The 20691-nt window shown below is 60.9% G+C and carries 18 protein-coding genes; 13 read left to right on the forward strand and 5 right to left on the reverse strand.

From position 1 onward, the window contains the following. Positions 1 to 140: 140 nt before the first annotated feature. From PMA3_RS01925 to PMA3_RS01965, 9 genes are all read left to right on the forward strand, one after another. Positions 141 to 758: an NUDIX domain-containing protein gene (locus tag PMA3_RS01925; protein ID WP_064675586.1), complete on the forward strand. Its 618-nt coding sequence runs from the start codon at positions 141 to 143 to the stop codon at positions 756 to 758. After that, positions 749 to 1201, forward strand: coding sequence for a DUF1249 domain-containing protein (locus tag PMA3_RS01930; RefSeq protein WP_064675587.1), 453 nt, complete (start codon positions 749 to 751; stop codon positions 1199 to 1201). The genes PMA3_RS01925 and PMA3_RS01930 overlap by 10 nt, the downstream gene beginning before the upstream one ends. Before the next feature lie 97 nt (positions 1202 to 1298). Continuing rightward, positions 1299 to 2114: a 3',5'-cyclic-AMP phosphodiesterase gene (gene cpdA, locus PMA3_RS01935; RefSeq protein WP_064675588.1), complete on the forward strand. Its 816-nt coding sequence runs from the start codon at positions 1299 to 1301 to the stop codon at positions 2112 to 2114. 224 nt (positions 2115 to 2338) lie between these two features. Beyond that, on the forward strand, positions 2339 to 2947 hold the full coding sequence (locus PMA3_RS01940) for a YqiA/YcfP family alpha/beta fold hydrolase (RefSeq protein ID WP_064675589.1): 609 nt from the start codon (positions 2339 to 2341) through the stop codon (positions 2945 to 2947). A 41-nt stretch (positions 2948 to 2988) separates the two neighbouring features. Continuing rightward, positions 2989 to 4893 carry a DNA topoisomerase IV subunit B gene (gene parE, locus PMA3_RS01945; RefSeq protein WP_064675590.1) on the forward strand — a complete coding sequence of 635 codons (1905 nt, stop codon included), beginning with the start codon at positions 2989 to 2991 and terminating at the stop codon, positions 4891 to 4893. Continuing rightward, entirely contained in the window at positions 4893 to 5882 is a 990-nt protein-coding gene (locus PMA3_RS01950; RefSeq protein WP_064675591.1) for an esterase-like activity of phytase family protein, read from the forward strand. The genes parE and PMA3_RS01950 overlap by 1 nt, the downstream gene beginning before the upstream one ends. Then, complete coding sequence (locus PMA3_RS01955; protein ID WP_064675592.1) at positions 5879 to 6403, forward strand: retropepsin-like aspartic protease family protein; 525 nt, start codon at positions 5879 to 5881, stop codon at positions 6401 to 6403. The genes PMA3_RS01950 and PMA3_RS01955 overlap by 4 nt, the downstream gene beginning before the upstream one ends. A gap of 7 nt (positions 6404 to 6410) precedes the next feature. Then, the gene (gene parC / locus PMA3_RS01960; RefSeq protein WP_064675593.1) at positions 6411 to 8678 is read left to right on the forward strand and encodes a DNA topoisomerase IV subunit A; all 2268 of its coding nucleotides are present in this window, start codon (positions 6411 to 6413) and stop codon (positions 8676 to 8678) included. A 176-nt stretch (positions 8679 to 8854) separates the two neighbouring features. Beyond that, positions 8855 to 9568, forward strand: coding sequence for a PqiC family protein (locus tag PMA3_RS01965; RefSeq protein ID WP_064675594.1), 714 nt, complete (start codon positions 8855 to 8857; stop codon positions 9566 to 9568). A gap of 252 nt (positions 9569 to 9820) precedes the next feature. On the opposite strand, the gene PMA3_RS01970 is transcribed toward PMA3_RS01965, so the two are convergent. Next, positions 9821 to 11350, reverse strand: a complete 1530-nt coding sequence (locus PMA3_RS01970) for an AhpA/YtjB family protein (protein ID WP_064675595.1) — start codon at positions 11348 to 11350, stop codon at positions 9821 to 9823. A gap of 134 nt (positions 11351 to 11484) precedes the next feature. Between PMA3_RS01970 and serB the strand changes: the two genes are divergently transcribed. Further along, complete coding sequence (serB, locus tag PMA3_RS01975; RefSeq protein ID WP_064675596.1) at positions 11485 to 12699, forward strand: phosphoserine phosphatase SerB; 1215 nt, start codon at positions 11485 to 11487, stop codon at positions 12697 to 12699. A gap of 120 nt (positions 12700 to 12819) precedes the next feature. Here serB and PMA3_RS01980 read toward each other — a convergent pair whose 3' ends face one another. After that, on the reverse strand, positions 12820 to 14598 hold the full coding sequence (locus tag PMA3_RS01980; RefSeq protein ID WP_064675597.1) for a hypothetical protein: 1779 nt from the start codon (positions 14596 to 14598) through the stop codon (positions 12820 to 12822). Positions 14599 to 14824: 226 nt separating this feature from the next. Here PMA3_RS01980 and PMA3_RS01985 point away from each other — a divergent pair, with 226 nt between their 5' ends. Continuing rightward, the gene (locus PMA3_RS01985) at positions 14825 to 15226 is read left to right on the forward strand and encodes a lectin OAA family protein (RefSeq protein ID WP_064675598.1); all 402 of its coding nucleotides are present in this window, start codon (positions 14825 to 14827) and stop codon (positions 15224 to 15226) included. Positions 15227 to 15282: 56 nt separating this feature from the next. On the opposite strand, the gene asd is transcribed toward PMA3_RS01985, so the two are convergent. Genes asd through PMA3_RS02000 form a run of 3 tightly spaced genes read right to left on the reverse strand, consistent with a single transcriptional unit; the run spans position 15283 to position 18558 of the window. Continuing rightward, positions 15283 to 16143: an archaetidylserine decarboxylase gene (asd, locus tag PMA3_RS01990; protein ID WP_064675599.1), complete on the reverse strand. Its 861-nt coding sequence runs from the start codon at positions 16141 to 16143 to the stop codon at positions 15283 to 15285. A gap of 17 nt (positions 16144 to 16160) precedes the next feature. After that, a complete protein-coding gene (locus tag PMA3_RS01995; protein ID WP_064675600.1) occupies positions 16161 to 16976 on the reverse strand; it encodes a rhodanese-like domain-containing protein in 816 nt (271 codons plus the stop codon). Positions 16977 to 17019: 43 nt separating this feature from the next. After that, positions 17020 to 18558, reverse strand: a complete 1539-nt coding sequence (locus PMA3_RS02000) for an HDOD domain-containing protein (protein ID WP_064675601.1) — start codon at positions 18556 to 18558, stop codon at positions 17020 to 17022. A 178-nt stretch (positions 18559 to 18736) separates the two neighbouring features. On the opposite strand from PMA3_RS02000, the gene motA reads away from it, so the two are divergent. Then, positions 18737 to 19588 (forward strand): flagellar motor stator protein MotA, encoded by an 852-nt coding sequence (gene motA, locus PMA3_RS02005; RefSeq protein ID WP_064675602.1) that lies wholly within the window; start codon positions 18737 to 18739, stop codon positions 19586 to 19588. 3 nt (positions 19589 to 19591) lie between these two features. Continuing rightward, positions 19592 to 20620, forward strand: a complete 1029-nt coding sequence (gene motB / locus PMA3_RS02010; RefSeq protein ID WP_064675603.1) for a flagellar motor protein MotB — start codon at positions 19592 to 19594, stop codon at positions 20618 to 20620. Positions 20621 to 20691: the final 71 nt, after the last annotated feature.

Raw genomic sequence — 20691 nt, forward strand, 5'->3', positions numbered from 1 at the left:
TTCGCCACTAAGCTAATTAGAGTTGGTTTCACCCTCACCGTCTATCCCGCTCGCTGGAAAGGGGCTGCATCAAAGGTCTCGGGCGCGTTAGGATGGCGCGAAGTCGAGGCTGGAGCCTCGGTGTAGAAACGAGGATTGTCATGACTGATTTTGCCAACGCCATTCCGACCGCCGTTGAGATCGTTCGGCGCGAAAAGTGCTTCGAGGGTTTTTACAAGCTCGACCGCGTGCACTTGCGTCACGAATTGTTCGCTGGCGGCATGAGCCGCGAGATCAGCCGGGAAGTGTTTGTGCGCCATGACGCGGTGTGCGTGCTGCCTTACGATCCGCAGCGCGATGAAGTAGTGTTGATCGAACAGTTTCGCGTCGGCGCCATGGGCAAGATCGACAATCCATGGCTGGTCGAACTGGTCGCTGGTCTGATCGACAAGGATGAAGAACCGGAAGAAGTTGCTCACCGCGAAGCGCAGGAGGAAGCTGGGCTTGTATTCGGGGCGCTTTGGCCGATGACCAAATATTTTCCATCGCCAGGCGGCAGCAATGAATTCGTGCATTTGTACCTGGGGCGTTGCGACAGCACCGGTGTCGGCGGCCTGCATGGGCTGGAGGAAGAAGCAGAAGATATCCGCGTCACGGTCTGGGCGTTCGAAGATGCCCTGCAGGCCGTACGCGACGGGCAAATTGCCAACGCGGCCAGCATCATTGCCTTGCAATGGTTAGCTTTGAACCGCGCTGAAGTGAGGGGGCTATGGTCGTAAACAAGCTGCGCGATCGCTATCGGGTGGACCTGGTGGGGCTGCAAGCGTCCTGCGAGGCCAACTACGCGCGCCTCATGCGACTGTTGCCAGACATGCGCAACGAGCCCGCGGCCAGGCGCATTGCCGTGACCCATGGCGACCAGATGCTCGGCGTACTGGCCCTGGAGGTGCTGCAGGTCTGTCCGTACACCACGACCCTGCAAGTGCGCCAGGAACACAGCCTGCCCTGGCTGCCGGTGCCGCAACTGGAAGTTCAGGTCTATCACGACGCGTGCATGGCCGAAGTGGTCAGCGCCGAACATGCACGACGCTTTCGCGGCATCTATCCTTACCCGAACGCCGCGATGCACCAGCCCGACGAAAAGGCCCAGCTGAATATGTTTCTGGGCGAATGGCTGAGCCATTGCCTGGCCTGCGGGCACGAGTATGCGGTTGTGCGCTGATGTGAACGGCGTCAGGTTTACCGTTTCCTCTTTTGGTCGTCCCCCAGCATAATTGCGGCACTCATCCATCCCCGTGATCACGCCCCGGGAGAACGCCTTGCCACGCGTATCCACATTGACCACCGCCGATCCGGCATTGCTGGTGCAACTCTCCGACAGCCACCTGTTTGCCGAGGCGGATGGCACGTTACTGGGCATGAACACGCGTGACAGCCTGCAAAAGGTCATCGAACTGGTCAGGCTGCAACAGCCTCGGATCGATCTGATCGTTGCCAGTGGCGATATTTCCCAGGACGGGACGCTTGAGTCCTATCAGCAGTTCCGCGACCTGACCCGGCAGCTCGATGCATCGGCGCGCTGGATTCCCGGCAATCACGACGAGCCTCGGATCATGGCTGAGGCTGCCGTGCAGAGCGCCTTGCTGGATCCGGTGGTGGATATCGGTAACTGGCGGGTCACATTGCTGGATTCGGCAGTGCCGGGCTCGGTGCCAGGGTATCTGGAAGACGAACAGTTGCAGTTGCTGGCCCGCGCGCTGAGCGAAGCGCCGGAGCGGCATCATCTGGTGTGCTTGCACCATCATCCGGTGTCGATCGGCTGTGCGTGGATGGAGCCGATCGGGTTGCGTAATCCAGAGGCGCTGTTTTCGGTTCTGGATCGATTCCCGCAGGTGCGTGCCGTTTTGTGGGGGCATGTTCATCAAGAGATCGATCGGGAGCGTAATGGCGTGCGGTTGATTGCCTCGCCGTCGACCTGCATTCAGTTCGAACCGGGGAGCGATGATTTCAAGGTGGGGGATCAGGCGCCGGGGTATCGGTGGTTGCGGCTTTTGCCGGATGGCGAGCTGGAAACCGGTGTAGAGCGTGTGACAGGCTTCGCTTTCCAGGTCGATTACGGCTCCAACGGCTACTGACTTTTTTGTCACTCGGTAAGACCGAGTCGCGGCCTTCGCAAGCCCGCTCCCACAGGGGATCTGCTGTGTACACACGATCTGTGAACACCCATGATCAAATGTGGGAGCGGCGGTGCGACGATTCGACTTGCTCGCGAAGGCGTCGGCACAGGCGCCCCGAATTCCACGGATATTCCCGATTCCCTGTAAACTGCGCCTCTTTACCCGACGCACAGGGAGCTCAAATGTCCGGTTCGATCCTTTATATCCATGGTTTCAACAGCGCGCCGGCGTCGAACAAGGCCACTCGGTTGATCCAGGTGATGGACCAACTGGGCTTGAGCGATCAGTTGCGCGTTCCGTACTTGCATCACCATCCTCGTGAGGCCATCGGTCAGCTGGAGCAGGCGATCGAGGAGCTCGGACGGCCATTGCTGGTCGGCAGCTCACTCGGCGGCTACTATGCGACTCACTTGGCCGAGCGCCATGGCCTCAAGGCGCTGTTGATCAACCCCGCCGTCAGCCCGCATCGGATGTTCGACGGGTATCTGGGGGCGCAGAAAAACCTGTATACCGACGAGGCCTGGGAATTGACCCACGACCACGTGACGGCCCTGGCCGAGCTGGAAGTGCCGGCGCCCCAGGATCCGCAGCGGTTTCAGGTGTGGTTGCAAACCGGCGACGAAACGCTGGACTACCGCCTCGCCCAGCAGTATTACCGGGCCTGTGCCTTGCGCATCCAGGCCGGTGGCGATCATGGTTTCCAGGGTTTTGCCGGGCAACTGCCGGCAATGCTCAGTTTTGCCGGCATCGGCGCAGATTTGTATCAGGCGATTGATTTCACTGCACTGTGAGCCATCGCCCCTTTTCACAAAACATTTGACGACGAGACCCCATGGCCACTCCCAGCGCTAGCTCTTATAACGCAGACGCCATCGAAGTCCTCTCGGGCCTCGACCCGGTGCGCAAACGCCCCGGCATGTACACCGACACCAGTCGGCCGAACCACCTCGCCCAGGAAGTCATCGACAACAGCGTCGACGAAGCCTTGGCCGGGCACGCGACCTCGGTGCAGGTCATCCTGCACGCCGATCACTCACTGGAAGTCAGCGACGATGGTCGTGGCATGCCGGTGGACATTCACGCTGAAGAAGGCGTCTCGGGTGTCGAGCTGATCCTCACCAAGCTCCATGCCGGCGGCAAGTTTTCCAACAAGAACTACCAGTTCTCCGGCGGTCTGCACGGGGTGGGTATCTCGGTGGTCAACGCGTTGTCGACCGAAGTCCGGGTGCGCGTAAAGCGTGATGGCAACGAATACCAGATGACGTTCGGCGACGGCTACAAGAAAACCGAACTGGAAGTGATCGGCACCGTCGGCAAACGCAACACCGGCACCAGCGTGTTCTTCGCGCCGGACCCGAAGTACTTCGATTCCCCGAAATTCTCCATCAGCCGCCTCAAGCACGTGCTCAAGGCCAAGGCCGTCCTGTGCCCGGGGTTGCTGGTCAGTTTTGAAGACAAGGCCACCGGCGAGAAAGTCGAATGGCATTACGAGGACGGCCTGCGTTCCTACCTGGTCGACGCCGTCAGCGAATTCGAACGCCTGCCGGACGAGCCGTTCTGCGGCAGCCTGGCCGGTAACAAAGAAGCGGTCGACTGGGCGTTGCTGTGGTTGCCGGAAGGCGGCGACAGCGTTCAGGAAAGCTACGTCAACCTGATCCCGACGGCCCAGGGCGGCACTCACGTCAACGGTCTGCGCCAGGGCTTGCTCGACGCCATGCGCGAGTTCTGCGAATTCCGCAGCCTGCTGCCACGGGGTGTGAAGCTGGCGCCGGAAGACGTCTGGGAGCGCATCGCCTTCGTCCTGTCGATGAAAATGCAGGAGCCACAATTCTCCGGCCAGACCAAAGAGCGCCTGTCGTCCCGTGAAGCGGCGGCGTTCGTGTCCGGTGTGGTCAAGGACGCCTTCAGCCTGTGGCTCAACGCTCACCCTGAAACCGGCATGCTGCTGGCGGAGCTGGCGATCAACAACGCCGGCCGTCGTCTCAAGGCCAGCAAGAAAGTCGAACGCAAGCGCATCACGGCGGGGCCGGCACTGCCGGGCAAACTGGCCGACTGCGCCGGGCAGGACCCGATGCGCTCCGAGCTGTTTCTGGTGGAAGGTGATTCCGCCGGCGGTTCGGCCAAACAGGCGCGGGACAAAGAGTTCCAGGCGATCCTGCCGTTGCGCGGCAAGATCCTGAACACCTGGGAAGTCGATGGCAGCGAAGTGCTGGCCAGCCAGGAAGTGCACAACATCGCGGTGGCCATAGGCGTCGATCCAGGCTCCGCGGACATCGCCCAACTGCGTTACGGCAAAATTTGCATCCTCGCCGACGCCGACTCCGACGGCCTGCACATCGCCACCTTGCTCTGCGCGTTGTTCGTCCAGCATTTCCGCCCCTTGGTGGATGCCGGTCACGTCTATGTCGCGATGCCACCGCTGTACCGTATCGATCTGGGCAAAGAGATCTACTACGCCCTGGACGAAGCCGAGCGCGATGGCATCCTCGATCGCCTGGTGGCGGAGAAAAAACGCGGCAAGCCCCAGGTCACCCGATTCAAGGGTCTGGGCGAAATGAACCCGCCACAGCTGCGCGAAACCACCATGGACCCGAACACCCGGCGCCTGGTGCAGCTGACGCTGGACGATTTCGAAGCGACCTCGGAAATGATGGACATGTTGCTGGCGAAGAAACGCGCCGGCGACCGCAAATCCTGGCTGGAATCCAAAGGCAACCTGGCCGAGGTTCTGGGCTGATGCGCCGAGGCTTTGCCTTGGTGTGTGCGTTGCTGCTGACCTCGATGACGGTGTCTGCGCAGTCGGCGCCAGAGTTGCGCCTGTTGTCCGCGCATGCCGTCGATGGCATGCGCGGTGGCAACCTGTCCGGGCTGGCCCAGTGCGGCAAGGATTTGTGGAGCGTGTCCGATCGGGACGACGAGCAGATTTACCTGCTCGATACCCGTGAGCCTGTCTGGCAAGCCGAAGCCGTGCACATCGATGTGCCGGCGGTGCCCGACAGCGGCTTGCCCTGGGGGTTGCGTTCGCGGACCTGGGCGGCCTCGTTGGCCCGTGGCGGCGATCTGGATTTCGAAGGCATCACCTGCGACAACGCCGGTAATCGCTACATTGTCAGCGAATCTCATGGGGCGGTGCTGCAAGTGCCGTCAACGGGGCCCGCGTCCTGGCTGAAGATTTCGCCGATGCTGATTCGGGAAGCGCGGGCCAGCGGCCTGTTGCTGAAATTCAATGCGCTGTTCGAAGGCCTGGCGATCAGTCCTGAGGGCGACAAATTGTGGCTGGCCGCCGAGCGTGAAAGCCGCGGGTTGCTGTTGATCAAACGACAACAAACTCTATGGGACTGCGATGGCGGCTGTGTGCTGCTGAGCGAGTCCGGCATGGAAATGCAGCCAGCTCAATTCCCCGGCGCCAGGGCGGTGCCGCGGGACTTTGCCGATCTGTCATTGTTCGACGGCAAGCTGTTCACCCTTGAACGCAATGTCTTCGAGATCTGCCGCCGCGACGCGCAGACGGCCAAGGTCGAGCGCTGCTGGTCATATGCCGCCGAGGCATTGCAGGAAAACCGGCGTTATCCACAGGCCTTTGGCCTGGAAGAAGCATTGATCGTGGACGCCGACGGTGCCTGGATCGGCATCGACAACAACAACGGCATACGCGCCGATGGCGAAGTCCGTCCGATCGTCATGCGCTTTGCCGCGCCCGAGGGTGGCTGGAGTGCCAGGTCATGAGTCAGCAACCGCCGGGCAAGCGCATCGGTCGCGTATTGATGGTGCTGGCCTGGTGCGCCGCGCTGTTTCTGGCCACGCGGTTTTTCGGGCAGTGGGAGCAGCGCCAGCAGAATCCCAACGTCGTGGTCAGCTCGGAACAGGGCGAAGGTTTTATCGAAGTGAAGCTTGCCAGCAACAACCAGGGACATTTTGTTGCCAGCGGCCAGATCAACGGTCAGCCGGTGGACTTCATGCTCGATACCGGGGCAACCGATGTGGCGATACCCGGCGGTATGGCCGAACGACTGAAACTGGAAAAGGGCTTCCCGGTGACCTTGAGCACGGCCAGCGGTCGTGCCGAGGGCTATCGAACCCGTATCGACCGCCTGCAGCTGGGCGACATTGTGCTGCGTGATGTGCGCGCCCTCGTCGTGCCAGGCCTGGAAGGCAAGCAAGTGCTGCTCGGGATGAGCGCGCTGAACAAACTTGAATTTACCCAGCGCGGTGGCACCATGCTGCTGCGCCAGACAACGAACCGATGAGGCCCGCATGAGCGACTCCCTTGATCTCAGCCTGGACGGTGTAGAACGCCGGTCACTGGCTGACTTCACCGAAAATGCCTACCTCAACTACTCCATGTACGTGATCATGGACCGTGCCCTGCCGCATATCGGCGACGGACTGAAGCCGGTACAGCGGCGCATCATCTACGCGATGAGCGAGTTGGGGCTGGACGCCGATTCCAAACACAAGAAGTCGGCGCGTACCGTCGGTGACGTGCTCGGCAAGTTCCACCCGCACGGCGACTCGGCCTGCTACGAAGCCATGGTCCTGATGGCCCAGCCGTTCAGTTACCGCTACACGCTGGTCGACGGCCAGGGTAACTGGGGTGCACCGGATGATCCCAAGTCCTTCGCCGCCATGCGATACACCGAAGCGCGGCTGTCGCGTTATTCCGAAGTGCTGCTCAGCGAACTGGGCCAGGGCACCGCGGACTGGGGCCCGAACTTCGATGGCACCCTCGATGAACCGCTGGTGTTGCCGGCACGTTTGCCGAACATCCTGCTCAACGGCACCACCGGCATCGCCGTGGGCATGGCCACCGACGTACCGCCGCACAACCTGCGCGAAGTCGCCACCGCCTGCGTGCGTTTGCTCGATGAGCCCAAGGCCACGGTCGAACAGCTCTGCGAACACATCCAGGGCCCGGATTACCCGACCGAAGCGGAAATCATCACGCCGCGGGCCGATTTGCTGAAAATGTATGAAACCGGCAAGGGCTCGGTACGCATGCGTGCCGTGTACCACGTCGAGGACGGCGACATCATCGTCACCGCGCTGCCGCATCAGGTCTCCGGTGCCAAGGTGCTGGAGCAGATCGCGGCCATGATGCAGGCCAAGCCGTCCAAGGCGCCGCAGATTGCTGACCTGCGTGACGAATCCGACCACGAAAACCCGTGCCGGATCGTGATCATCCCGGGCGCCCGCAAAAACTTTGACCACGATGCCCTGATGCAACACCTGTTCGCCAGCACCGAGCTGGAGTCGAGCTACCGGGTCAACATCAACATCATCGGTCTGGACGGCAAGCCGCAACTGAAAAATCTGCGTGCGTTGCTGGTCGAGTGGTTGCAGTTCCGGGTTCAGACGGTACGTCGCCGCCTGCAATTTCGCCTGGACAAGGTCGAGCGTCGCCTGCACCTGTTGGACGGTTTGTTGATTGCCTACCTCAACCTGGATGAAGTGATCCACATCATCCGGACCGAGGAACACCCCAAAGCCGCCCTGATCGAACGTTTTGCCCTGAGCGAAATCCAGGCCGACTACATCCTTGACACCCGTCTGCGTCAATTGGCGCGACTGGAAGAAATGAAGCTGCGTGCCGAGCAGGATGAACTGCTCAAGGAACAGGCCAAGCTGCAGGCCCTGCTGAGCAGCGAAGCCAAGCTGAAAAAACTGGTCCGCACCGAACTGATCAAGGACGCCGAAACCTATGGCGACGACCGTCGTTCGCCAATCGTCGAGCGTGCCGAGGCCAAGGCCCTGACCGAACACGATCTGCTGCCGAACGAAAAAGTGACGGTAGTGCTGTCGGAAAAAGGCTGGGTGCGCTCCGCCAAGGGCCACGAAATCGATGCCACCGGGCTTTCCTACAAGGCCGGGGATGGTTTCAAGGCCCTGGCGCCCGGGCGTTCCAATCAGTTTGCGGTGTTTATCGATTCCACTGGCCGCAGTTATTCGGTGGCCGCACACACCTTGCCATCGGCCCGTGGCCAGGGCGAGCCGTTGACCGGCCGTCTGACGCCGCCGCCAGGGGCGAGTTTCGAGTGCGTGCTGATGCCCGAAGACGATGCGTTGTACGTGATCGCCTCGGACGCCGGTTACGGTTTCGTGGTCAAGGGTGAAGACCTGCAAGCCAAGAACAAGGCGGGCAAGGCCCTGTTGAGCCTGCCGAACAACGCCAAGGTGATCTTGCCGCGTCCGGTAGCCGATCGTGAACAGAACTGGCTGGCCTCGGTGACCACCGAAGGTCGCCTGCTGATCTTCAAGATCAGCGATCTGCCACAATTAGGTAAAGGTAAAGGCAATAAGATCATCGGTATTTCCGGTGAGCGCGTTGCCAGTCGCGAAGAATATGTCACGGACATCGCCGTTCTGCCGGAAGGTGCCACATTGGTGCTGCAAGCCGGAAAACGTACCTTGTCACTGAAGGCGGACGACCTCGAACACTACAAAGGTGAGCGTGGGCGTCGTGGTAACAAACTGCCTCGTGGCTTTCAGAGGGTAGATGCGCTGCTCGTCGAAAACCTCAATTAAGCGTCCTAGAGCGCTCGATCTACGATTTAACGAGTAGATCGACGCATTGGCGCTGGAGTCGGAACGCATATTCACGGATGATATGGCCTTTCAAGCGCCGGCGTGGCCGAGCGTTCTTCATATTTTTTGAGTATTTTCACTGTGGTTAGCCTTGTGGCAACCACCTGGATGGGACGATGACTGCTCTGCGCCTTCCGTTTTTTTTGATGCTCGCCGGGGTCCTTGGCCTGGCGGGTTGCAGCGTTCACCAACCGGTGTCGCTGTATCAGCTGGACAGCGGAAGTCCGGCTCAGCCTGCGCAAAGCGCGGGCATGGCTGTTTTGCTGGGTCCGGTGACCGTTGCCGATTATCTGCAACGCGAAACCTTGTTGCAGCGTCAACCCGACGGGAGCCTTCAGGCTGCCACTGACGGCCGATGGGCGGGTAGCCTTTCGTCCGATATCGATCAGCTGTTGTTGCGTCAGGTAGCAGGTCATCTGGACAGCCAGCGCGTGGTGCTCGCGCCGGCGACGGTGGGTTTCACGCCGGATGTCCAGGTTCTGCTGACCATCACCCGCCTGGATTCGGGTGAGTCGCAGCCGGCGATCCTCGATGCGCAATGGCGTCTGATCGACCGTCGTGGTCAGGTTCGCGATAACCGCATCATTCATCTGCAGGAACAGCATGCCGGCGGTACGGCGGCGCAGGTTCAGGCACAGGGTGTATTGCTGCAGCGTCTGGCGGCGCAATTGTCGGTGGCGCTCAAGCCGCTGGCCAATCAGCCGCCGATTGCCGAAGCGCCACGCAAGTCTGCGGCCAAGGCTGCGGCACCTGCGGTGGAAAAGGATAAGCAGCCGAAGATCCCGATGGCTGCGCCGATCCGGACCGATATGGAAGTGTTCAGGTTCTAGAGCTGGATTGATTCAAAGCAAAGCCCGCCATTGTGCGGGCTTTGTTGTTTCTGCAGGTTGGAGATCTCGGCTGTCTGTCCTGGCCTCATCGCGAGCAAGCTCGCTCCCACAGGGCGCTCAGTCGTACATAAACCTTGTATTCACAGAGGTCACTGTGGGAGCGGGCTTGCCCGCGAAGAGGCCGGCACAGGCCACAAAAAAGCCCGCAGACGATCACTCATCTGCGGGCTCTTTTACAACAGGGGCCAGGACTTAAGCCCGGCGCTCATGCATCCGCGCCAATTGCCGCTCCAGCATCGATGGATAAGGCTCCATCAACCGCTCTACGCAGCACGCGCCCTCCGGGCTGGCAATCGGCCGGATCCGGGCACGCTGACGGATCAACGCGTCGTCACTGATCTTGCGCTCCACCAGCAACAGGTTGCGGCTGTGTTGCGACAGGGCCAAGGCGTCCTGGGCCGATTCGGTCAGCAGCAGATCGATCTGGCTCATGCCGAACAATTCGTCGCCCAGAGTCAGGCCCAGCTGCAATTGCAGGGTAATGCCACTGTCGGCGACTTCAATCTGCAGCTGATGGCCCAGGGCGCGCAGCAATTCACCGCAGCAAATGGCATTGGTCAGGTAATCGTCGCCGCTGTCTTCGTTGTGGAACAGCATCAGCGTGCTGCCGTCGTTCAGGGTATGCAGTTCACTCTGGTAGAGCGAAGCGGCCTGATCGAGGCAATCGCGATAGCGTTTGAGCAGTTCTTCCAGACGTGCCCGGGGCAGGCGGCGCAACTGATCCTGCGCGCCCAGTTGCACGGCGAGCACGGCACTGTGTTGCGGCACGTTCGATGGCTTTGGTTTTACCAGCGGTTTCGGCGCGCTGTCCGCAGAGACATCACGCAGGTCGGCAAACGGGTCGTCGTCGTCATCGTCATCCTCGACGGTGCTGACAATGCGCCGCGGCGCAGGCTTCACGGCGGCTACCGGGCGACTTTCGTCAAAGCTCGGATCGCGCAGGTTGCGCACTTCGAAGGCCGGATCAGTCTCTTCGTCGTCATTTTCATCGTCGAACTCAGGCTCCGGCTCGGCTTCCGGTTCAACCGGTTCCGGTGCGAAGTCCGCGTGCAACTGGCGAGCGAGGTCGCCGATTTCATCCTGACGCCCGGTACCCGGCGTGTGTTCGTCAATGTTGCGCAGCCATACGCGCAATTGCATCAGCGGCGTGGAAAGGTTGCGGCCCAGGCGCAGGCTCAGGGCCAACGACAACGCCAGCAGAATGGCACTGAGAATGCCCATGCTTTGCAGGCTGATGGTCATCGGCTGCTGGAATTGATCCATGTCCAGGCTGATGCGCAGTTGCCCGGCGGTCACGTCCTGAAAGGTGATCTTGCTCTGGTACATGCCCTCGGCTTCGCCCAGCAGGCTGTGCTTGGGGCGCTGACCGGCTTCGGCGAGGATGCGGTTATCCACGCTGTAGATGGCGGCATGGGCCACCAGCTTGTTCTTGGTCAGGTTGTTGAGCAGCACGTTGAGACTGAGGATGTCGTTGGACACCAACAGCTCCGTGGCCGACGTGGCGGTCTGGGTGGTCAGGCTTTCGCCCAGGGCATCCGCCTGCTCATGCATGGCCTGCTTGAACTGCAATCCCATCACACAGGCGTAGATCACCAGGGCCAGAGCGACCAGGATCACGTTATGGCTGGCAATGCGTAATGCAATCGGTACACGGCGGTGGCGCAGTGCCCGGAAGATCAGCAGAAAGAAGTTATCGGTTTTTACTGGCGTGGGCCGGTTCACTTGAGCTCGGCTCTTTGTCCGTGAAGTTGACGCGCAGTATAGCGATAGGCCCTAGGCCGTCAAAGCGCTCACGGTGCCCGATGGTCACTGAATGTGGGTAGAATGCGGTTTTTTTCCACCTGCGGGGGTGCGCCTTGCGCGAAATCGTCCTGATAAACATCACGGGAGTCGACCGTCCGGGTCTGACTGCGGCCATTACCGGCGTTCTGGCCCAGGGTGGTGTGAACATTCTCGACATCGGTCAGGCGGTGATCCACGACACCCTGTCGTTCGGCATCCTGGTTGAAATTCCTGACACCGAGCAAGGCAAGTCGGTGCTCAAGGACATTCTGTTCACGGCTTACAAGCTCGATCAACAGGTGCGTTTCACGCCGGTGTCCGAAGAGGATTACCAGCAGTGGGTCGGCAATCAAGGCAAGAAACGCCACATCGTGACGCTATTGACCCGCAAAGTGACTGCCGAGCAATTGCAGCGAGTCAGTTCGATCACGGCCAAGTATGGCCTGAACATTGACCACATCGACCGGCTGTCCGGGCGTATGCCGCTGGATACCCCGGCCGATAAAGGCAAGGGCTGCATCGAGTTTTCCGTGCGTGGCGAGGCGGCTGACCCGCAAGCGTTGCGGGCGGAATTCTTGAGCGTTGCCCAGGAACTGAACGTTGACATTGCCTTTCAGGAAGATTCGCTGTTCCGCCGCAACCGTCGCCTGGCGGTGTTCGACATGGACTCGACGCTGATCGAAGCCGAAGTCATCGACGAACTGGCCAAGGCCGCCGGTGTGGGCGACCAGGTGTCCGCCATCACCGAGCGGGCGATGGCCGGCGAGCTGGATTTCCGCGCCAGCTTCAAGGAACGCCTGGCCTTGCTGCAAGGCCTGGACGTTAGCGTACTGGACTCGATCGGCGCCTCTTTGCGCCTGACCGAAGGCGCGGAAACCCTGTTCGCCGAACTCAAGCGTCTGGGCTACAAGACGGCGATCCTGTCAGGTGGCTTCACTTATTTTGCCAAGCAGTTGCAGGCAAAGCTGGGCATCGACTACGTGTTTGCCAACGAACTGGAAGTGGTCGATGGCAAGGTCACCGGCGTGGCGGTTGAACCGATCGTCGATGCACAGCGCAAGGCGGATCTGCTGAAGGAACTGGCGCACAAGGAAGGTTTGCGTCTGGAGCAGACCATCGCAGTCGGTGACGGCGCCAATGATTTGCCGATGCTGGCGATTGCCGGGCTGGGCGTGGCGTTCCGCGCCAAGCCGCTGGTGAAGCAGTCGGCGAAGCAGGCGATTTCCACCCTTGGGCTGGATGGTGTTCTTTATTTGCTGGGCTTCCGGGATCGTGACGGGCAGCTCTGATTCTTCAATTGTCTGAGCGGGCCCTTTCGCGGGCAAGCCTCGCTCCTACAGGGATTGCGCAAAACCTGTAGGAGCGAGGCTTGCCCGCGAAGGGTGCGTCGCGGTCTTACGGACTGTCCCTCAAAGCGTCTTCCACAACGAATCGAATTCCTGCTCGATACGAACCACACCGCTCCCTATGGCCTCGACATTTGCGACCGTCTCCACCAAGCGATAGGCAAACTGATTGAAACTGTGGGTGCTCGCCAACCGCCGATCCAGCCCGGCCCGGCGCTCCTCGCCGTGGGTGTTGATCACCACTTTATGGCCTTCCTGAAAGGGCAGGCGCGGCGCGAGCAACGTCGGCGGCAGGTCTATCGCACTGATGGCCGGTAATAACAAAGCGCGCAGGTAATGGCTGTGATCGTCATGCTCACGCAACAGCTGCAGCCCGCAAGGTTCGGCGCATGGCGCGACCTGTTCGATGCCCATTTGCGTACCGCCGCCACGCACCTGACGGATCCAGCGCACCACGGCGATGCTCCAGCCCTGACCTGCAGAGTCCTCGATGCCAACCATTTCGCCCGCCTGCAGTTCGGCGGGCACTGCGCCAGGCCAGGCCAGGCAATAACCGCCAGGACTGTGGTTGATCACTGGCAGGACATAAGTCGCAAACTGTTGATTGCGATCGGACGCCTCATGGCTGTCGTCATTCTGAAGCTGCGGGTACTCGATTTCTTCATAGGGCAGTAGATCGACTACGTTTTCATTGGGTGTCACAGGGCTCCACAGGTCTTTCACTCGACCTGCTGGGGATTTCGCCGAGAATTGCGCGTGTCGGGAGCCCGAGTGTTTCAGGAGGTCGCTGAACGAACGTTGCCCGCCCAGATAATAGTGCAGCGCGCTCATGCCGATGCACAGGGTCAGGGTGCCTTGGCCGACAGTACGCTGGAAACCGCGCTCGGCCGTCTGGCCCCAGGCCGCATGCAAGTGTTGCAGCGTATCGAGACTCAGCCCTGCCGGTACTGGCAGGGGTGTCGAGCTGTCGGTTTTTTGCAGATGAGCTGCGATGGCTGCCACCAGCGGCAGCGGGTCGATCCCCAGGAGGCTTTCCTGCTGCTCTGGACGGAATCGGGAGCGATAACGAGGCCCGGTGTCGATGTCCGATGCGATGGCAAACAGTCCATCCGAGCGTTTGCCGGGTTGCAGCTTGATCCACTTGCTCCAGGGCTCCAGCACTTCGGCGACCCGGGCAATCTGGTTCTGCCGCAGTTGGTTGCAGCGGGAGGCCCCCAGCAGCAACGCGACGACATAGGTCTGTTCGATGCTGAGCGTTTGCGTCTGGCTGGCCAGTTCATCGCGCAGGCTCAGGTGCTGCAACTGATGCACACAGGCGATCCGGTACAGTTGATGCAACTCCAGCCACAGCCCTTCCGGTACCGGGCAATAAAGCTCGGTGGCGCGGATCAATGGTCCGTTCAGGCAATGGATCGCACGTTGCAACGCCTGGGTCAGCAGCGGCGCACGGTCCTTGCTGAAACGCGGTGAGATGCGCACGACAATCTGTTTATAGCCAATCGCCAAGTGATTTTGCAGCGCCTGGCAGAGGTTGGCGATCTTGCGCGAACGTTCGTCGAGAACGATCGATTGATGCAGGAAATGCCGCTCCAGGTGTTTACAGACGTAATACACCTCGGGCCTTAGCAGCTCGAGCATTTGCAGGCGATTATCGCTGGGCGTCAGCAGCTGATTGAGTTCACTCAAGCCTTGATAGAGCTGGCGTGCGGTTTCGCCGATGTTGGCTTTGGGCAGATTGGCGATCCAGCGCTTGAGGTCACGCGGGGTGGCTTCACAGAACGTCAGGCGCAACTGCGTGGGGATGGGCGCGCGTAGCAAGAGGTGGGGACTGGTTTCATTCATGCCGTGGACAGACTCCAACCGGGACAATGGGCAGTGAATGGCGTGACTGTACCAGCAATAGCCTGCCGGCGAATATTGGCAGATGGGGGGATTACCGTTGGTCTGTCAGTCTGGTGGCGTCCGGGTGTACTACTAATCTGACAATCGTGCGACTGGATACGCACAGTCGTACGGCCTGCCGCAAACGCAGGGCAGGTCTCTTCGTAACTTCAAGGAGATGAGGTTCATGTCTAGATACGTAGTGGCAAATCAATGGGGCGGTAGTTCGGCACCCTGGCATCCAGGTGGAGACTGGGTACTGGGCGCGCGGGACAACCAGAAGGTTGTCGCGATCGAAATCAAATCGGGCGATGGCGGTAAGAGCTTCACCGGCACCATGACTTATGCGGGCGAAGGTCCCATTGGCTTCAAGGCTCAACGCACGGGCCAGAACCAGTACAACGTTGAAAATCAGTGGGGCGGTAACGACGCCCCGTGGCACCCGGGTGGCAAATGGGTCATCGGTGGCCGGGATAATCAGAACGTTGTCGCGTTGAGCGTGACCTCCAATGATGGAGGGAAAAACCTCAGTGGCACCAACACCTACGCCAATGAAGGGCCCATAGGCTTTCGTGGGCAGATAGAGTAGCGGCACCACCGCAATGTCCGACCCCGCGAAGACGTTCGCGGGGTTCGGATCAGGCATCATGCTGTTGGCAGACCCATGCCCTGGCCCATCTGCACCGGCGAACCGGCCGCCAGTTCTTCAGCCCATTTGACCTGGTCCGGCCCGAATAGCACCACGGCTGTCGAACCCAGTTTGAAGCGACCCAGTTCAGCACCTTTTTCCAGGTGGATCGGCGCACGGGCGGCTTCGTCGTAGCGGAAGGTTTTCAGCTCGCGCTTCGGTGGCGTGACCAACCCGGCCCAGACCGTTTCGATCGATGCCACGATCATGGCGCCCACCAGCACCACGGCCATTGGCCCGCGCTCAGTGTCGAAAATGCACGCCACACGCTCGTTGCGGGCGAACAGCTCCGGCACGTTTTCGGCAGTGGTCTGGTTGACGGAAAAAATCCGCCCCGGAATGTAGACCATCTCGCGCAGCGTGCCAGCCAATGGCATGTGCACGCGGTGATAGTCCTTCGGCGACAGGTAAATGGTGGCGAAATCGCCGCCCATGAACGGCGCGGCATTGGCAGCGTCACCACCCAGCAACTCCAGGACGCTGAAACTGTGGCCCTTGGCCTGGAACACGCGGCCGTGTTCGATCGGGCCGAGCTGGCTGACGGCACCGTCGGCGGGGCTGAGGATGGCGCCCGGCGTCTGGTCCAGCGGACGGGCACCCTCTTTCAAGGCGCGCGTGAAGAACGCATTGAAGTGCTCGTAAGCGGTGAGGTCTTCGACCAGCGCCTGGGACATGTCCACCTGATAGCGCTTGGCGAACCACGCCGTAAAGGCGTTCTTGAACCAGCGCACGCGGCATTCGGCAATGCAGCCGGCCAGTCGCGACAGCAAATGGTGGGGCAGCAGGTATTGGCTGAGGATAAACAAACGCTTATTCATTGACGGTCCTTAGAAACTTATTTCTCTACCGGGGTATCGGGATGGTTGCCCCATTCGCCCCATGAGCCGGCGTAGCCTTTGACCCGCGGAAAACCGAGGGATTTGGCCACCAGATAAGTGAAGCCAGAGCGATGGTGGGTCTGGCAGTGGGTGATCACTTCTTTGTCTTTGCTGATCCCGAGTTGCTCCAGGATCTGCGGCATGTCCGTGCGAATGCGCAGGTGACGGGCCTGATCCATGCCTGCGGTCCATTCGAAATTGACCGCGCCGGGGATGTGCCCTGCCTTGGCCGCCAGGACTTTTTCGCCGGAGTACTCCAGCGGTCCGCGGGCGTCCCAGATCGCCAGGTCGGCCGCGCCGAGACGGCTTTGCAGGTACTCGCGTGTAGCGATGGGTTCGTCGTGCAAGGTCAGGTGGACGGGACCGCCGACCGCAGGCGGGATCTGGATCGACATGGGCAAACCTTCCGCCAGCCAGGCTTTGAGGCCGCCGTCGACATAGTGGTACCGGCTATGGCCGATAACGTCCAGAAGCCAGATAAAGCGACCGGCCCAACCGCCGCCTTCGTCGTCATAGACGACGTAGACCGCATCGGGGTTGTGTCCCAGTTCGCCGAACAATGCTTCAAGCGCCCCTTGGGTCGGCAGCAGGCCTGGCGCAGGCGCCTGACCCAGTTGCGTACGCTTGGGATCGACAAAGCGGGCGCCGGGAATATGCCCTTCGGCATAACGCGCGCTGCTGGTCAGGTCCACCAGGATCAGTTCGCGGGATTCGAGACGGGTGAGCAGGTCGCTCGGCTCGATCACCAGGGTCAAGCCAGAGAAGTCAGACATGTGAGGTCTCCAGAGCACAAAGGGGTGGATTGTAGCGCAGCCTTCATTGGCCGCGGTGGCTAAAGCTGTGCAGGGCTTTTTCGATGCACTGCGCGGTTTTGCCGAAGGCTTGCACGGCGATCTCCGAGAACGGCCCGCCACCCTGGTCCGCCACCACAATCATGATCACCCGACCGTTGTTGACCAGTGAGCGCAGTAACAAGTGTTCACCCTCGAACTGCGAACGCAGGCTCGCCGGCAACAGGGCCGATATTTGCGCGTTGTTGGCCGGGGTCAGGCGCAGCTGCGCCTGTTGCGAGAGCAGGCGTTGCAGCACGGTGCTCTGGTTGACCGGAACGTTCAGGCTGGTGGCTGCCGTTGGCAGGCCGCAGGCCTGGTGGACCCGCAGATTGGCGTGAGTGCGGTCGGCCATCAGTATCATCACCCGTCGCATGCCGCACGCCACCAATGCGTCGCGAGCAGAGGTGGTCAAGTGCAGGGCATTGGCGAAGCGACTGGGTTGCATCAGCAATTCGGCGCATTGCCTGCGCCATTTCGCCAGATCTTCGGCGGACGGCGCCGGGGCCGAGGGCAAGCCCGCGTGACTGCGCTTGATGCCCCACGGCCAGATCAGCGAAACGGCCGGGTGCCACAGGTCTGGCATGGCGTGCTGGCGGGCGCTGGTGACGGCCTGTCGGTGCAATTGCTGCTGCACTTCGTCCATCGGCATTTGCAGGTAAAGGCCGGTCAGGTGGTGCCAGCGCTCAGCGTGCGGACTGTCCCAGGCCTGTTGCGCCGATAACGCCAGGCCATTGGCCAGCAACACCGTGTTCGCCGGTTGATTGAGCCAGCGGCGCAAGGTCGGATCGTCGTCGAGGCGGTTTTGCTGGCGCAAGGGGTGATCACTGTCGCGAGCGATGCGCAGGACCTTGACCAGTTCCCGCTGCTCGTTGAGCAGCAGCCGATAACCTTGCTGCACCCAGATCGGCAGGTGCCAGAGGTCGGCCAGGGCCTGGCCGATTTGCAGCAGACGTACGCCGAACAACTGCTTCTCGACGTTGCGCGCCGATTCGCCTTTATGGATGACCCGCCGCTCCCACTCTTCAAGCAACTGCGGATGGGTCAACGCCATCGGCCACAACGGCGAGAGAAACAGCAGGCTGCCCCAATGGATGTCCTGCCACAGCCGCGCCAGGCGACTGGCGAAAAAACCGTTGGCCTGTTGGGTCGCGTGCTGGCTGATCAGCTGCAGCTGGCGCAAGACTTTGGGGATCTTTGACAGCGGCTGGGCGGGCAGTTGGCCGAGCAGTTCTTCGGTGCGCTGCAAGCCGAGGCGATTGAGCGCTACTTCAAGGTTTTCAGCAGGAGTGGTCAGGCTGCCATGGGCATGCCGGTTGGCTTCGCGAATCACGCTCAAGGCCAGGGCAGGGCTGTGCTGCATCATGTCGGCGATATCGCGCAGCGAACTTCGCTTGTCGCGGACGGCCTTGCAAACCCGATCATGACTGGCTTGCGGAACGGGCAGTCGTACGCTGTCGAGCAGCTTGACCCAGCCTTCGAGCGTGCTCGGTGCCGGCGTTGGAACGTTCGTTTCGTCAGCCATGTGTGGACGCGATCATCGTCTGCTTTATCCATGTTCGGAGCGTATGCCCGGAACGGGCAAATTGGCTTTTCGCCTGAACGGGCTATAGTCTGGCGCAGTTTTGCCGATAAGGAGAAGAAGAGATTTTTCAGCTTCCGGATATGACCTTGAACCCGACTCAGTAAGTGCTCCCCACCCTATGGCTAAAATAATCGGCATCATCGTCGTATTCGCGAGCGTGCTCGGCGGATACGTGCTTTCCCACGGTAAAATTGCCGCCCTGATTCAGCCCTTCGAGGTGATGATTATCGGTGGAGCGGCCCTGGGTGCATTCCTGCAGGCCAACCCCAGTCACATGACGATGCGCGTGTTCAAGAAATCCTTGAGCATGTTCAGCTCGCGCTTCACCCACACCTTCTACCTTGAGGTGCTGGGGCTGATCTACGAGATCCTCAACAAGAGCCGCCGCGAAGGCATGATGGCCATCGAAGGCGACATCGAAGATGCCTCCGCGAGCCCGATCTTCGCCAAGTACCCGGCGGTTCTGAAAGACGAACGCATGACGGCGTACGTCTGTGATTACCTGCGCATCATGTCGTCCGGCAACATGGCCCCCCATGAGCTGGAAGGCCTGTTCGACATGGAGCTGTACAGCCTCAAGGAGGACCTGGATCACCCCTCCCACGCCGTGAACGGCATCGCCGACGCCATGCCCGGCTTCGGTATCGTCGCGGCGGTACTGGGTATCGTGGTGACCATGGCGTCCCTGGGGGATGGCGATCAGCAATCCATCGGCCTGCACGTCGGTGCGGCGCTGGTCGGTACCTTCTTCGGTATTCTGGCCGCCTATGGTTTCTTTGGTCCGCTGGCCCACTCCCTGGCCCACGATGCCAAGGAAGAACTGAATGTCTACGAGGCCATCAAGGCCTCGCTGGTCGCTTCCGCTTCCGGCATGCCGCCGTCGCTGGCGGTGGAATTCGGGCGCAAGGTGCTGTACCCGGCGCACCGCCCCAGCTTCGCCGAGCTGGAACAAGCGGTTCGCGGTCGCTGAGTCATGGAGAATAACCAGCCGATCATCATCAAGCGCGTCAAGCGCTACGCCGCCGGGCATCATGGAGGCGCCTGGAAAATCGCCTTCGCCGACTTCGCGACGGCGATGATGGCGTTCTTCCTGGTGCTGTGGCTGCTGTCCAACGCAACGCCTGAGCAGAAGATCGCCATCGCCGGTTACTTCAAGGACCCGATCGGCTTTACCGAAAGTGGCACGCCCTACATCATCGACCTGGGTGGTTCGCCCACCCTGGCGCCGGAGAACACGCTCAATCCCGAGGTCAAATCCCAGCCTCAGCCGGACAAAGTGACCATCGGTAACGAACAGGCCGAAGGCATGGCCGAGCAGGTCGAGAAAGAACGGCTGGAACTGCTGCTGCAAGAATTGCAGAGCAAGGTCAATGAAAATCCTCAGTTGCACAAATTCAAGGACCAGATCCAGTTCGAGATCATTGCCAATGGTTTGCGCATCCAGATCATGGACGCGGAAAACCGGCCGATGTTCGACTCGGGCAGCGCTCGCCTGAAACCGTATTTCGAAGATATTCTGCTGGCCATGGCCGACACCATCAAGGCCGTGCCGAACAAGATCAGCATCAGCGGCCACACCGATGCCACACCCTATTCGGGTACCGGTGATTTCGGTAACTGGGAATTGTCGGCCAACCGTGCCAACGCGGCCCGCCGTGCGCTGGTCGCCGGCCGTTATCCGGAATCGCAAGTGGCGCGAGTCGTCGGCTATGCCTCCTCGGCCCTGTTTGATCGGGACAACCCGTTCAACCCGGTCAATCGCCGTATCGACATCGTGGTGCTGACCAAAAAAGCCCAGCGTGCCATGGAAGGTACGCAAGGTGCGGAGCCTGCGCAGGAGCAGACGCCAGGGCAGGGCGCCCCGGGTGAAGTGCCGACCACGCCCGTCGACCCGAATGCGTTGCCTGCGGATAAAGAGCCGCTGCCGGCGCATGAGCTTCGCGAGCGCTTGAATCTGTTCGATGTCCCGGCGCCGAAACCGGGCGAGCCGCTCAAGCCGTGACCCACAAAAAAGCCGCGATGATCGCGGCTTTTTTGTCTTCGCAGGGTGCTGATCATTTTCGTGGCGCCACG

This window comes from Pseudomonas silesiensis, assembly GCF_001661075.1.
In the GTDB taxonomy this organism is placed as follows: domain Bacteria; phylum Pseudomonadota; class Gammaproteobacteria; order Pseudomonadales; family Pseudomonadaceae; genus Aquipseudomonas; species Aquipseudomonas silesiensis.

Coding starts and splice junctions, on each gene's coding strand:
- PMA3_RS01925 (WP_064675586.1), top strand. CDS start 141: ATGACTGATTTTGCCAACGCCATTCCGACCGCCGTTGAGATCGTTCGG.
- PMA3_RS01930 (WP_064675587.1), top strand. CDS start 749: ATGGTCGTAAACAAGCTGCGCGATCGCTATCGGGTGGACCTGGTGGGG.
- PMA3_RS01940 (WP_064675589.1), top strand. CDS start 2,339: ATGTCCGGTTCGATCCTTTATATCCATGGTTTCAACAGCGCGCCGGCG.
- parE (WP_064675590.1), top strand. CDS start 2,989: ATGGCCACTCCCAGCGCTAGCTCTTATAACGCAGACGCCATCGAAGTC.
- PMA3_RS01950 (WP_064675591.1), top strand. CDS start 4,893: ATGCGCCGAGGCTTTGCCTTGGTGTGTGCGTTGCTGCTGACCTCGATG.
- PMA3_RS01955 (WP_064675592.1), top strand. CDS start 5,879: ATGAGTCAGCAACCGCCGGGCAAGCGCATCGGTCGCGTATTGATGGTG.
- parC (WP_064675593.1), top strand. CDS start 6,411: ATGAGCGACTCCCTTGATCTCAGCCTGGACGGTGTAGAACGCCGGTCA.
- PMA3_RS01965 (WP_064675594.1), top strand. CDS start 8,855: ATGACTGCTCTGCGCCTTCCGTTTTTTTTGATGCTCGCCGGGGTCCTT.
- PMA3_RS01980 (WP_064675597.1), bottom strand. CDS start 14,598: ATGAATGAAACCAGTCCCCACCTCTTGCTACGCGCGCCCATCCCCACG.
- PMA3_RS01985 (WP_064675598.1), top strand. CDS start 14,825: ATGTCTAGATACGTAGTGGCAAATCAATGGGGCGGTAGTTCGGCACCC.
- asd (WP_064675599.1), bottom strand. CDS start 16,143: ATGAATAAGCGTTTGTTTATCCTCAGCCAATACCTGCTGCCCCACCAT.
- PMA3_RS01995 (WP_064675600.1), bottom strand. CDS start 16,976: ATGTCTGACTTCTCTGGCTTGACCCTGGTGATCGAGCCGAGCGACCTG.
- PMA3_RS02000 (WP_064675601.1), bottom strand. CDS start 18,558: ATGGCTGACGAAACGAACGTTCCAACGCCGGCACCGAGCACGCTCGAA.
- motA (WP_064675602.1), top strand. CDS start 18,737: ATGGCTAAAATAATCGGCATCATCGTCGTATTCGCGAGCGTGCTCGGC.
- motB (WP_064675603.1), top strand. CDS start 19,592: ATGGAGAATAACCAGCCGATCATCATCAAGCGCGTCAAGCGCTACGCC.